This window comes from Peterkaempfera podocarpi (assembly GCF_042466665.1).
Lineage (GTDB): Bacteria > Actinomycetota > Actinomycetes > Streptomycetales > Streptomycetaceae > Peterkaempfera > Peterkaempfera podocarpi.
The window spans coordinates 7884967-7897535 of sequence record NZ_CP162102.1 but is presented as its reverse complement, the minus strand read 5'-3'; the positions used below and the strand labels follow the sequence as shown (position 1 = coordinate 7897535).

General features: G+C 70.8%; 10 protein-coding genes. 4 read left to right on the top strand and 6 right to left on the bottom strand.

Annotated features, from left to right (window positions below):
- Positions 1–18: 18 nt before the first annotated feature.
- Positions 19–1401, bottom strand: coding sequence for a ricin-type beta-trefoil lectin domain protein (locus tag AB0761_RS34430; protein ID WP_377273181.1), 1383 nt, complete (start codon positions 1399–1401; stop codon positions 19–21).
- 630 nt (positions 1402–2031) lie between these two features.
- Here AB0761_RS34430 and AB0761_RS34425 point away from each other — a divergent pair.
- The 3 genes from AB0761_RS34425 to AB0761_RS34415 all read left to right on the top strand — a co-directional run bounded on the left by AB0761_RS34425 (position 2032) and on the right by AB0761_RS34415 (position 4504).
- A complete protein-coding gene (locus AB0761_RS34425; RefSeq protein ID WP_377273180.1) occupies positions 2032–2682 on the top strand; it encodes a PhzF family phenazine biosynthesis protein in 651 nt (216 codons plus the stop codon).
- 179 nt (positions 2683–2861) lie between these two features.
- Positions 2862–3608 carry a helix-turn-helix domain-containing protein gene (locus AB0761_RS34420; RefSeq protein WP_377273179.1) on the top strand — a complete coding sequence of 249 codons (747 nt, stop codon included), beginning with the start codon at positions 2862–2864 and terminating at the stop codon, positions 3606–3608.
- Positions 3605–4504 carry a hypothetical protein gene (locus AB0761_RS34415; protein WP_377273178.1) on the top strand — a complete coding sequence of 300 codons (900 nt, stop codon included), beginning with the start codon at positions 3605–3607 and terminating at the stop codon, positions 4502–4504. The genes AB0761_RS34420 and AB0761_RS34415 overlap by 4 nt, the downstream gene beginning before the upstream one ends.
- Before the next feature lie 377 nt (positions 4505–4881).
- On the opposite strand, the gene AB0761_RS34410 is transcribed toward AB0761_RS34415, so the two are convergent.
- The 5 genes from AB0761_RS34410 to AB0761_RS34390 form a co-directional block, all read right to left on the bottom strand.
- Positions 4882–5244, bottom strand: a complete 363-nt coding sequence (locus AB0761_RS34410) for a hypothetical protein (RefSeq protein ID WP_377273177.1) — start codon at positions 5242–5244, stop codon at positions 4882–4884.
- Between the two features lie 351 nt (positions 5245–5595).
- Positions 5596–6171, bottom strand: coding sequence for a DUF6817 domain-containing protein (locus AB0761_RS34405; RefSeq protein WP_377273176.1), 576 nt, complete (start codon positions 6169–6171; stop codon positions 5596–5598).
- The gene (locus AB0761_RS34400) at positions 6171–7043 is read right to left on the bottom strand and encodes a ketopantoate reductase family protein (protein ID WP_377274475.1); all 873 of its coding nucleotides are present in this window, start codon (positions 7041–7043) and stop codon (positions 6171–6173) included. The genes AB0761_RS34405 and AB0761_RS34400 overlap by 1 nt, the downstream gene beginning before the upstream one ends.
- Positions 7044–7210: 167 nt before the next feature.
- Positions 7211–8551 (bottom strand): epoxide hydrolase family protein, encoded by a 1341-nt coding sequence (locus AB0761_RS34395; RefSeq protein WP_377273175.1) that lies wholly within the window; start codon positions 8549–8551, stop codon positions 7211–7213.
- A gap of 601 nt (positions 8552–9152) precedes the next feature.
- Complete coding sequence (locus tag AB0761_RS34390) at positions 9153–10022, bottom strand: NAD-dependent epimerase/dehydratase family protein (protein WP_377273174.1); 870 nt, start codon at positions 10020–10022, stop codon at positions 9153–9155.
- 527 nt (positions 10023–10549) lie between these two features.
- On the opposite strand from AB0761_RS34390, the gene AB0761_RS34385 reads away from it, so the two are divergent.
- Positions 10550–12568 carry a DUF4139 domain-containing protein gene (locus tag AB0761_RS34385; RefSeq protein ID WP_377273173.1) on the top strand — a complete coding sequence of 673 codons (2019 nt, stop codon included), beginning with the start codon at positions 10550–10552 and terminating at the stop codon, positions 12566–12568.
- The last annotated feature ends 1 nt before the right edge of the window (position 12569 follow it).

Below are 12569 nucleotides of genomic sequence, written 5' to 3'. Positions count from 1 at the left end.
ACCGCCCGGCGCTGTTGCCTACTGACGTACCCACTTCTGGTTGCTGCCGCCGTTGCAGGTGTAGATCTCCAGCAGCGTGCCATTGGTGGTCGCACCGCTGGTGGCGTCCAGGCAGAGTCCCGACTGCACCCCGGTGATGGTGCCGTCGTCCTTGAGGACCCACTGCTGGTTGCCACCGCCGTTGCAGGTGTAGATCTCCAGCTTGGTGCCGGATGAGGTGCTCTGGTTCGGCACGTCCAGACACATGGTGCCGTAGACCACCAGCTCCTTGCTGGAGTTCAGCGTCCACGACTGGTTGCTGCCGCCGTTGCAGTCGTACAGGTCGATCGCCGCGCCCTTGCCGGTCGAGGCGTTCTGCACATCCATGCAGCGGTTGGACTGGACACCGCGGATGATCGATGTGCCGGTGGTGTCAGGGTTGACCACCGCCACCGAGCCGGTGGAGGTGTCCACGGTCCAGGCGGAGTGGCAGCTGATCGAGGCGGAGGTACCGCTGATGGTGAGCGGCTCCCAGATGTAGCGGGAGTCGGACAGGGTGCCGGAGTTCCAGCGGTCGCCGAGGAACAGGTAGCTGGTGCCGCTGCTCCCGGTGATCGGCAGGATCGACGTCGTCTGCGAGTTGCAGGTGTTGGTGCCCGACGGCGCGAACGACTTCCACGAGCTCCAGGCGCCCGTGATCGAGGACGCGGTGGCGTACTGGTTGTCGTTGGTGGACCAGCCGGTGAGGCGCGAGCCGAACATGAAGTACGTGCCGCCCACCTTCACCATGGCCGGCGCCTCGTACTGCGGCAGGGTGTCGGCCAGCGACGCCACGCTCAGATAGTCGGAAGACAACCTGTAGACCTGCAGCTTCTTGTCGGTCCGGTCCTCGCTCATGAAGTACGCGGCGGTGCCGTCGAGGAACAGGTTGTCGTCCAGGCTGTCGTTGCCCAGCGGCTTGGAACTGCCGCGGTAGGTGTATGCGCCGCAGACGCTGCTGCTGGTCGCCACACCCGCCTTGCGCTCGTCGTAGTTGGAGTCGTCGATGTGCATCCACATGACGTAGCTGGAGGTGGACGCGTTGTAGATCACGTGCGGCCGCTCGACGATCCGGTTCGGGCCCAGGTCGCCGCTGGACTGGCGGGTCAGCACGTGGTTGACGAAGGTCCAGTGCTTGAGGTCGGTGGACGAGTAGCAGTTGACGTTCTGGAACACCGAACCGCCTGTCTTGTCCTCGCCGAACCAGTAGTAGGTGCTGCCGACCTGGAGGATGCCCTCGCCGTGCGCCTCGAGCACATTGTTCGAGGAGTCGGTCCAGATCGTGCCGGGCGTGATCGACTGGGCGGCGGCGAACGCCGGAGCCTGCCCCAGCCCGACGGCCAGAGCGAGCGCGCTCACCAGCGTGAGCAGTATGCGTTTCATGGATCTCACGGGGATATGCCTTCCTGTCGGGACTCCGCTCGGATGGGAGGCGCAGAAGGGCGAACGCGCCGACGGATATCGGATGGCGAATCCGTCGACCATGTCCGTCCGTGATCCAGAACGATGGGAAAGCTCTTCTGCTGAGCGAGCCCGAAGGCGCTCCCCCCGCAGGCCAAGAGGTCCCCCGAAGGCATTTTGTGCGATTATGGACGATTTCTTTCGGGCCTGTTTCCGGGCCTTCCCTGCTCTGCGTGCGAAAATCAGCACAGCACGCCTGCCCGCCGGAGAACAAGACCGCGGCGGGATGCCGGCCCCCTGGTCCGGGAGCCCTGCGGGACTCTCTCGCCCGATCCCGGGACGCCGGGCCGCCGCGCTGACGGATACTCAGACGGGGTCGCGCCCGGGCCGTCCCTGGTCGAGCGGCGCGCCCCCGGCCGTGGCCTCCGGGCCGTCCGGTCCCGGCCCCGCAGCACGCAGACTGCGACGCAGCCGCAGCAGCGCGGGCAGCGCCGCGGCCACGGCCACCACCGCGGCGGCCGCCGCCCAGGCCGGCCCCGACAGACAAGGCCCGCGTCACCTCGTTGCTCGCCATCCGTCCGTGGCCCGAACCGGCCGTGATTGACTGCCCGGATGACCGACCACGATGTCCTGCGCGTCTTCTGCGACCCCCAGGGCCGCCACGGCAACGAGCTCGGCGTCGTCCGCGACGGAACCTCGATCCCCGCCCCGGACGACCGACTGGCGCTCGCGCGGACGCTCGGATACAGCGAGACCGTCTTTGTCGACGACCCCGCGGACGGCGTCATCGACATCTACACCCCGAGCCTGCGTCTGCCCTTCGCCGGACACCCCTGCGTCGGCGCGGCCTGGCTGTTGCGCACCCCGCAGCTGGTCACCGCGGCCGGGGTGGTCCGCACCCGGTTCGACGGTGACGTCACCTGGATCGAGGCCCGCCCTGAGTGGGCGCCTCCGCGCACCCTGCGGCAGTACGCCTCACCGGCCGAGGTCGACGCGCTGGAGGTCCCTCCCCCGGGCGAGTGGATCTACGTCTGGGCCTGGCAGGACGAGCCCTCCGGCCTGGTCCGGGCGCGCGCCTTCCCCGGCCGCGGCGACGGCATCGACGAGGACGAGGCCACCGGCGCCGCCGCCCTGCTGCTGACCGGCCGCCTCGCCCGCCCCCTCCACATCACCCAGGGCCTCGGCTCCCAGATCGTCACCGCCCCGACCCCCGACGGCCTCATCGCCATCGGCGGCCGCGTCCGGCACGGCGGGAGCCGATGAATCAGCCGCCCGGGTCAAGGCATTGACCGCCTTCGATACGGCGGGTTCGGGGAACCTCCCGCCCCGATGGCCGGCGACGCCGGGTGTGGGCCGCAGACGCACCGACCACCGCGCTCGCCACCGTCCGGCGCCGTCCTGTCCGATACGCTGACCGAGTGGGCGCGACCGCTGGACCCCGTATGCAGAACTATGCCGAGTGGGCGCCGCCGCGGGAGTTCGCCGCCGATGTGCAGTGCGTGTGGTGGTCCTCCTTCGGGGGTTCGGCACCGATCCTTCCCGATGGGCATGTCGACCTTTTCGTGGGCGCCGGCAGAGTGCTCATTGCCGGTCCGGACACCGCCGCGGTCGCCAATCACCTGCCGGAGGGACTGGTTGTCCACGGCGTGCGTTTCAGGACCGGGCGTGCGCGAAGAGTCCTCGGTGTACCGGCGGATGAGCTCCGCGATCTCCGCGTCGGACTCGACGACCTGTGGGGTGCAGCCGGGCGCCGAGCCTCCGAGCTCCTGGTCGACAACCCGCAGCGGCTTCTCGAAGTCGTCAGGGACCGACTGGCGGGAACAGCCGAGGGCCCGGACCGGCAGATCGATGCTGCCGTGCGTCGCCTGGTCGCGGATCGGCAGCGCGTTGCGGATCTGCACGACGAAGTCGGCCTGTCCGAACGGCAACTAAGACGCCGCTTCACCAGCGAGGTGGGTTACGGTCCGGCGACCTTTCTGCGCATCGTCCGACTGCAACGAGCCCGGCGCCTCGCTCGCGAGGACCCTCGGCTGGGCCTCGCGGACATCGCCTCCAACGCCGGGTACGCCGACCAGGCTCACATGTCGCGCGAGATCAAGAACCTCACGGGAACGACCGCCCGCATTCTGCTGCGTGGCCGATCTGTTCAAGACGGCCAGGGGAAAACGTTCCTAAGGTCGACGACATGACAGTCGACATCGAGGCAGCCCGGACCTTCATCCGCACCAACGCCCGGATCATCGAGCAACGCCTCGCGGAGTTCCACCTCGACGGGGACGCAACCGCGGCGGCGGCCGCGATCGCCGGACTGGAGGCGTACCGCAACCGCGACGGCGGATTCGGCCACGGACTCGAACCGGACGCGCTCGCACCGGACAGCCAGCCGCTCGCCGTCGATTCCGCCTTCGGCATCCTCGACGAAGTCGCCCGCAGCACGTCGGACCCGTCGATCAGAATGCGCGCGGCCGATGCCGCCCGCGTGACGATGCCTTATCTGGACAGCGTCTCAAGCGCCGACGGCGGGCTCTCGATCGTCTTTCCCTCCGTCGCGGCACATCCGCGGGCCGACCACTGGGGCGACGGAGTCTTCGCTCCGGGGCTCAACCCGACAAGCAAGATCGTAGGCATCGCACGCACGCTGGGGGTCGAGCATCCCTGGCTGGACCGGGCCGCAGCCTTCTGCCGCGCGGCGATCGACACTCCGGAATCGGTCGGGGACGCACACACTGCCATCTGCGTCCTGCCGTTCCTTGAGACCGACGCCGACCGCGCCTGGGCGGCCAAGGCATCCGACGATCTGCGAAGCCGGATCACCGAACTCCCCCTCTTCAAGGAGATGCCCGGCCCGGACTACGGACTCTCGCCGCTCGACTTCGCAGAGTCTCCGGAGAGTCCACGCCGTGAGTTGTTCTCCGATGTGTCCATTGCGGCGCACCTGGACGACCTGGCCGCCGGTCAGCAGGACGACGGCGGTTGGCCACTCGGGTGGGAGCCGCCTGGGCACGCTTCGGTTCTCGCCTGGCGCGGCGCCGTGACACTCCATGCACTGCGTGTGCTGCGTGCGTACGGCCGGATCGCACGCTGAGCCCTACGGCCTTGACACTCAACAAGGGTGAGGAAGGCCATGGCTGCGCCGGCACAAAGCCACCATCACCCCGTCCCGCGGCTGGGCTGTGCTGCGCGCCCCGAGCCTGATCGGGATGGGACGGAACGGCAGGCTCGGTCTGCCCGAAGGCAAGCCGACGTGGGAACCGACAGGCCACGCCACGCTTGAACGGGCCCCGGCGGCGGGCTGAGCGCGGCTGGGCACCGGGGACGGTGCCGGATCCGGCTGATGGCCCGGCGCCTCCTCGGAGCATTGCGTCGTGACGCGCGACGAGAATCGCGGGACAGCCCGCCGCCGCCGGTGCGGAGCCCGGTGGCGGCGGGCTGGAGCGAATCTGCCGGCCCGGAATCAGGGGATCAGCTGGGCCTGAACGAGCTGAACCCAAAACCGGATATGGCTCCGCCCGAGCGGATGGCCGCATGCGTGAACGAGGAGCACGCCAGGTCGGAGTACGCGTCGATCACCTTGTCGGTGTTGTTGGTCACCGCCCGGATCGTCCCACCCGCAAGGTGAGGAGCCACTTCGGCGACGGTGTAGCAGTGGCCGTCCACCGGGTTGGTCACGTTCAGATGCTCGGACGCGCCATCCGGCGCGACGATGGTGAGGGACACGGTGCCGTTGGCGGGCCAGGCCGAGGTGGGCACAGCCAGGGTGAGCAGCAGGGCTGCACCGGCGGCCGGGGGTATCTTGCTCCAGGCTGAGACGTGCGCGCGGTCCATAAGGTCCTCCGTGATGTGATCTCGTGGAGTCTCTCGGGTCCGGCGGCGCGGGCCGTGCCCGCGTCCCCGGACGGCGGTCGGACCTACATCGGCCAGTCTGGGCCAAGGCCCATCAGCGCGCCACCGGAGGGATTGCCGGCCGGATGGTCCGGAATTCCGCCGACAGGGCCTTCGCCGGCTGAACCTTCCGCTGAAGAGGCCGCGCGGGCCATCCCCTGCGTTGCGCCTCAGCCACCGGACGCATGAATCCGACGGCGACGACGGCACGCCGCCCAGTGCGGCACCCGTCCGCTGACGTCGCACACCCCCGGAGGCCCCAGCGGAACTGGATCCGTTGGGGCCTCCCGACGTTCAGAGATCACAGCCCTCCGGCTGAACTCGGCCGAGCTGCACGACGCAGGCGCCCCACGCGGGGGCGGACAGCAGTTCGCGTGAGCGGGCGAAGAGGCGGTACAGACCGGGGCCGTGCTGTTCGGCCAGCCCGGCGTTGTGGGCCAGCACGTCAAGTTCGTTGGCGGCGGTGATCTCCAGGAAGGCGCGTTGGTCCGCCTCGGCCGGTGTGTGTTCGCGGCCCGTGAAGCGGTCGCGGAAAACCACCGGATTCCCGCTGCCCAGGCGGGGGTAGACGGTTGCCCGGTCACAGCTCGCGTACAAGGACACCAGGGCCTCCGCGCGGTCGCCGATCAGTTCGGCGAGCAGCTTCCGCTCGTCCGTGTCCATGAGCGACTGGTCGAATCCGTCCGTCCCGTACGCGGCGTGGCACAGCCCCGCAAGCTGGACGGCCGGCTGGGCGCCCCAGGTGGAGAGCAGGTTGGCGACGCGGAGCAGGTGGTCCAGGAGCGTCCCGCCCGGATGGGCCATCCGGGCGGCGCCACGGTCGCGCAGAAACTCCTCGACCCGGGGCCACTGTGCGGCGGACCGCTCCATCACGCTACCGGTCCGGCGGATTGCGCCACCTCGGCGACCAGCCGGGCGGTGGCCGGGGTGGGGATGCCGTGGGCGGCTGCGGCACGGAGGACGGCTCCGCCGATGGCGTCGAGTTCCAGCGGACGGCCCACCTCGGCGTCGCGCTGCATCGAGGACTTCATCGTCTCGGGGACGCGGTCGAAGAAGGAGAGCAGGCCCTCGGCGGTCACCGGCGCACCGGCGGCACGGGCCACGGCTGCGATCTCGTCGAGGACGGTGAGCAGTTCGGGGCGGTGGAGGCTGCGGACGGTACCGACATCGGTCTGGTGACGTGTGGTGAGCAGAGCGAACGGGGCGAGGAAGGCCAGCTTGTCCCAGAGCATCGCGCTTTCGTCCTCGCGTACGGTCACGCCCAGGCCGGCCTGCCGCAGCAGCTCTGCGAACTCCTCCACGGGAGCGGCGAGTTCAAGGTTGGCGAAGGGGCTGGTGTGGGTGATGCGGCCGGGCGAGACTCGGGTGGCCTCGACCCGGATGGTGCCCGCGACGACCCGCGCCGAAGGGAAGCGCTCGCGTAGCAGTGCGAGGTGGTCGACGCCGTTCAGCAGCGGCACCACCACGGCCGAGCCGACCACCTCGGCCGGGACGCGGTCGAGGGCCTCGGCGAGCGCGGTCTGCTTGACTGTCACAAAGACCGCGTCCACCGGCTCACGCAGCTCGGTGTCGGCCTCCACCGGCGCGGTCAACTCCCCGTACTGGCCGCTGTCGACGTGCAGCCCTTCGCGGTGCAGCACGGCCGCGGTCTGCTCTCCGGCCAGGCAGATGACGCGGTGTCCGGCGTGGGCGAGCAGCGCGCCGATCAGGCCGCCGACGCCGCCCGGGCCGAGAACTGCCACTGTCGACTTGCTGGTGCTCACAGGTGCTCCTGTCCTGGGAAGCCGGTGGCCCGATGAAGGGTCGGCACCCACCCGGCCGTACCGCGGTCGCATCCGGATCGCGATCGGACAGCAGGCGGGTTGTCGCCCCGGGCCCAGAACGATGATCAAACGTGCCGCTGTCCAAGTCAATCCAAGGACTTGCCGGCAGGCAGGACCCAAGCCTGAGCCTGGGGCGAGTGGCGCAGCGACCTGAAGGCGGCCCGCAGCTCGTCGGTGAAGATGTCGGGCACCTCCCAAGCCGCGAAGTGGCCGCCGCTGTCGGCTCTGTTGAAGTAGACGAGATCGTGGTAGGCACGCCTGGTCCAACTCAGCGGCGCCTGGTAGATCTCGCCGGGAAAGACGGTGACTGCTGCCGGAAGGGACACCGAGACCGCGTTGAAGTTGTTGGCGTTGTTCTCCCAGTACAGGCGGGCGGAGGAGACCGCGGTGCCGGTGAGCCAGTAGAGCGTGATGTCGTCGAGCATCTCGTCCCTGGTGAGGACGCGCTCCGGAGCACCGCCGCTGTACGTCCATGCAGCGAACTTGTCGTACATCCACGCAGCCAGCCCGACGGGCGAGTCCGACAGTCCGTACCCGACGGTCTGCGGGCGGGTGACCATCATGGCCGAGTAGCCCGAACCCGTTCTGTAGAACGTGGCGAGTTTGTCGTACGCCGCCCTCTCGTCAGCGGCCAGGCCGGCCGGCGCGGGGTCACCGCAACTGAGGGACCTCGCGATGTCCGGGGGCACGGTGGCCGGGAAGTTGACATGGATGGCGAGCAGTCCGGCAGGTCGCTGCAGTGCCATCCGGTCGGAGATCACCGCGCCCCAGTCGCCGCCCTGGGAGACATAGTGCCCGTACCCCAGACGCTCCATCAGCACGGCCCATGCGCGTGCGATCCGGTCGGGACCCCACCCGGTCGTCTGCGGGCGCTCCGAGAAGCCGTAGCCCGGAATGGAGGGAATGACGAGGTGGAAGGCATCCTCAGGGCGTCCCCCGTGCGCCGTGGGATTGGTGAGCGGGTCGATCACCTTGAGGAACTCGAGGACGGATCCCGGCCAGCCGTGGGTCAGGATCATGGGCAGTGCGTTCGGGTGGCGGGAGCGGACATGGATGAAATGGATGTCGAGTCCGTCGATCCGGGTCAGGAACTGAGGCAGGGAGTTCAGCCTCGCTTCCGTCCTCCGCCAGTTGTAGCCGGATGCCCAGTAGGCGGCGAGTTCTCGCATCGTGGCCAGCCGGACGCCCTGGGACCGGTCGTGCACGGTCTCGCGGTCGGGCCATCGGGTCTCGCGGATACGCCGGCGGAGGTCGGCAAGGTCCTGCTCCGGAAAGTCTGCACGGAAGGGACGGACACCGTCGGCCTCGTCCTCCACCGCCGGGACTTCGGTGGGCCTGCCGGCGGCCCCTGCCGCTCCTGCGGCCAGCACGGCGGCCGAGAGGGAGAGAAAGGTGCGCCGCGATTTCCGGGGGCTCGTTCCGAACATGACCGGTCTCCTCGCGCTCACCCATGTCCCGCCGGGATGGATTCATGGCGACAGTGTCCGCCCGAGAGAAACGCTCGACACACGCCCGGATTTCTCATCGACGGCGGCCGACGTCAATGCCGGATTCCCTGGCGCGCGCAGTCGTACGATCCGAGTCCGCGCCGGAGACCGGTGCAACGGGACCTGAGTGCCACGCTGCCCACCGATGACGGCTCCGACGCTATTGACCCGCCCGTGGACTCGCAACCCGGGCCGAGCGGTGCGGGGCGCGGCCCCCTGTCGGCAGGAGCCGAAGCGCGCAGGCCTGGGTGCCATCAGGCCGTCCGGACCGGCCACTCCCCGTTCCGGCCCGGACGGACCACTGCCGCGGGTTCCTGGACTGGTCCCCCTGCTTCGACGTCCAGGGTGAACGGCGCCGGGTGCCCGGTACGGTCACGTCACCCGTGAACGGCGACGTCGTAACGGCGGCTCCGGCCGGAACCGACAACGGATCCACGGCCTGGAGGTTCCCACCGCGGCGTGGCCCTCTCCGTCAGTCTCGACCGAGACACGGCCTGAACCTCACAGAGCCGTACGTGGCGCGTGCGAGCCGATCGCTCGGTCAGGGCTGGGCGACAGCCTCGTCGCGCCAGGAGTGGGCGGGCGCGTAGCCGAGCAGCCGACGGGCCTTGTCGATGGAGAACAGGCTCTCGTGTCCGGTGATCTCCCGCCGCAGCGGCAGGTCCGGGTAGACGGTGTCGATCAGCTCCTTGCTGGACCGGCCCATCACCGTGTCCGGGCTGGCGATGAGGAAGACCTCGACGCCCGCGACCTGGTACTCCAGCGACTTGCGCACCGCCTGGGCACCGTCGCGGGCGTCGATGTACGACCACAGGTTCCAGCGCCGGAGCTCAGGATCGGCGTCGAAGGAGGGGAAGGCGGCGTAGTCGGCCACCTCCATCACATTCGAGAAGCGCAGGCCGACCATCTTCAGCTCGGGGTCCCAGCGGCAGAACTGGGCGGCCATCTCCTCCTCGAGGACCTTGCCGAGTGAGTAGGTGCTCTCCGGCCGCGGCGGGTACTCCTCGTCGGCGGGCAGATAGGGAGGCGGGGTTTCGAAGGGCAGGCCCAGTACGGTCTCGCTGGAGGCCCAGACGACATTGCGGATGCCCGCCTGCCGCGCGGCGGCGAAGACGTTGTAGGTGGCGGGGACGTTGTTGCGGAATGTGGCGGCGTTGGTGGTCAGGCCGGGGGCGGGGACCGCCGCGAGGTGGACCACGGCGTCGAGGCCGCGGTGGCGGTCGTCCACTGCGGTCAGCGCCTCGACGGTCTGGCCGTAGTCGGTGAGGTCGACCCGGACGAATGCGCTGAGCGGCTCTGCCGAGGGGGTGGTGTCGAGATTGATCACGGTCCAGCCGTGCTCGACCAGGTCGCGGACCACGGCCCGTCCCAGTTTCCCGCTTCCTCCGGTGACGGCGACGCGTCCGGTCATCGGCTCCCACTCCTTCGCCATCGCTTCAAGATCGGTACCGTAGGCTGCGTCAGCCTACCCGCCGCACCGCGAGGACGGCGCGGGGTCCGCATCGACGCGGCGGAGCCCGTCGCGGCGCCTGCCCTTGCCCAACTCGCCGAAGACCTCATTCATGGGGACGTGGGTCGGCGGGTGTCGGGCGCCATGACGCGGTGAACGTCTGCATATCCCGGACCTGGTACGGGTCGCCCTCGCCCGGCCGGACCGCCCACGCCACCTCCGCCCTCCAAGCCCCTGCCGGCTCCAGAACTCGGCAGGCCCGGCGGGGCGTCACCGACTGCTCCGGCAGACCGGGATGACCTGTCGCCCGGTCGTACCGCTACGTCGGCGGCGCAGACAGCAGAGCCCGATGGCGCTGTCCGCCTCGTTAAGCGCAGTCGAGGTCATGAGCGCTCCGGGCCCGGTGGCGGTCGGCAGCGGGCTGGTCGATGCGGCGCTAGGCTTCGGGCTCCGGAGGATCTGCGGCAGCGCACGAGGGGGCGGACCAGGTGGCGTCGGAGGCAGCACAGGGGTGGGACTCGGTCCTGGATTCGGTCGTTGTCTACGCACAGGGCGCGGTCTGCCGCCGGGTGGCCGGCGGCTCGGCGCCGCCGGACGGCCGGGTGCGGGTGACCGGACTGCCCCGCACCCTGGACCCCGGCTCGCTCCGCGCCCGGGTGCTCAACGACTCCGGGGTGCGGGTCACCGAAGCCCGGATCGAGGTCGGAGCCGAGCTGTACCAGCCCGCAGAGCTGCCCGAGCTGCACCGCGAGGTCGAGCGGCTGCGCGACGAGTACGACGCCGCCCGGAAACGCCTGGACCGGCAGCGGGACCGGGTCCGCGAGGTCGCGGCCCTGCGCCCGGTTGCTCCCCCGCGCAGACGGGAGGACGGGCACCGGCGTACCCCGGTCGACGCCTGGCTGGATCTGGCCGAATTCGTGGACGAGCGGCTGACCGGCCTGCACGCCCGGCTGGCCGAACTGGAGGACGCACTGCACCTGGCCGAGCACGCCCTCGGAATCGCCCAGGACCGGCTCTCCCGAGCCTCCACCGACGCACCGTCGGATCCGGTGCGGACCGCACTCTCCGCCGTCCTGACCCTGGCCGGCAGCGGCGAGACGGAGGCGGAGGCGGACCTGCAGGTCGAGCTCGAGTACCGGGTGCCCGGAGCGGTCTGGGCCCCGGCCTATCGGCTGAGCTACCGTCAGGACGACGGCACTGGAAGTCTGGTGCTGCGGGCCATGGTCGCCCAGCGCACCGGCGAGGACTGGAACGCCGTACACATCGGCCTCTCCACCGCCGACCTGCATCGCCGCACCGGGCTGCCCAAGCTCCGCTCCCTCCGCATCGGCCGTCGCCAGCCGGCCCCCGCGCCGTCGGGCTGGCGTGAACCCCCAGCCGGGCTCGCCGAGCTGTTCACCGGGTACGAGGCCGCAGGCCCGGGCCCGGCGCCCCGCGGCCTCATCCCCGTCGCCGTCGCCGGCGCCGGCGTCCTACCCGCCCCGCCACCGCCACCGCCACCCGCGGCCTTCCCGCCCGCCCCCGCCGCACCCGGGGGGTACGCCGCGGCGCCACCGGCGGTGGCCCGGTCGCGCGCGCTCAGTGCCGCTCCCCAGGGTGCGGCCTTCGCCGGCGCTCCCCCGGCGCCCGCGGCACCGGGCGCCGCTGCTCCGCCGGTGCCCCCGGCCGGCCCGCCGCGGCCGAGCAGCGCCGAACTCGACTACGCGGCCCTGGTGCTGGCCGGCCCCGAGGACCCCCGGAACCGCCGGGGGCGGCTCTTCCCGGCCCCCTCCGACGACCTGGTGGCCACCGAGTACCGCCGCCGCGCGGAGGCGGTGGCCGCGCTGCCGCTGCCCGGACTCGCGGTGCGCCCCCGGGAGTCGGCCGGCTCCTTCGACCACCGCTTCGACGCCGCGGCCCCCGCCGACATCCCTTCGGACGGCACCTGGCACACCGTCACCGTCACCGAGATCCCGGTCGGTCTGCGCACCGAGTACGTCTGCGTGCCCTCGGTCGAGGAGACCGTGTACACAACCCTGGTGATCTCCAACGCCACCGACCAGGCTCTGCTGGCGGGCCCGGTGGAGGTCACCTCGGACGACGGGTTCCTGCTGACCGCCGCGCTGCCGACGCTCGCCCCCGGCGGCACTCGCCGGGTCGGCCTGGGCCCGGCCGAGGCGGTCCGGGTCGCCCGCCGGGCGGAGCTCCACGAGTCCTCCGCGGGGCTGCGCAACGGCACCACGGTGCTCGACCACCGGGTCCATGTGGAACTGGCCAACCGACTGGCCCGGCCGGTCACGATCGAGGTCCGCGAACGCGTCCCGGTCAGCCCCGATGCGGACGTCCGTATCGAGGAACGGGCCGACTGGATGTCACCGCAGGACGGTGAGGGACCCGAGACCCACACCCCGAGCACCCGCCTCTGGCGGGTGGAGCTGCCCGCGGACGGCACCCTCGAGCTCGACGGCGGCTATGAGATCCGCATCCCGGCCGGAAAGGCCATCGTCGGCGGCAACCGGAGGAGCTGAC

Excerpts from the sequence above, each read along its gene's own strand:
- AB0761_RS34425 (WP_377273180.1), top strand. The coding sequence starts at position 2,032 with ATGACCGACCACGATGTCCTGCGCGTCTTCTGCGACCCCCAGGGCCGC.
- AB0761_RS34420 (WP_377273179.1), top strand. The coding sequence starts at position 2,862 with ATGCAGAACTATGCCGAGTGGGCGCCGCCGCGGGAGTTCGCCGCCGAT.
- AB0761_RS34390 (WP_377273174.1), bottom strand. The coding sequence starts at position 10,022 with ATGACCGGACGCGTCGCCGTCACCGGAGGAAGCGGGAAACTGGGACGG.
- AB0761_RS34395 (WP_377273175.1), bottom strand. The coding sequence starts at position 8,551 with ATGTTCGGAACGAGCCCCCGGAAATCGCGGCGCACCTTTCTCTCCCTC.
- AB0761_RS34410 (WP_377273177.1), bottom strand. The coding sequence starts at position 5,244 with ATGGACCGCGCGCACGTCTCAGCCTGGAGCAAGATACCCCCGGCCGCC.
- AB0761_RS34415 (WP_377273178.1), top strand. The coding sequence starts at position 3,605 with ATGACAGTCGACATCGAGGCAGCCCGGACCTTCATCCGCACCAACGCC.
- AB0761_RS34405 (WP_377273176.1), bottom strand. The coding sequence starts at position 6,171 with ATGGAGCGGTCCGCCGCACAGTGGCCCCGGGTCGAGGAGTTTCTGCGC.
- AB0761_RS34430 (WP_377273181.1), bottom strand. The coding sequence starts at position 1,401 with ATGAAACGCATACTGCTCACGCTGGTGAGCGCGCTCGCTCTGGCCGTC.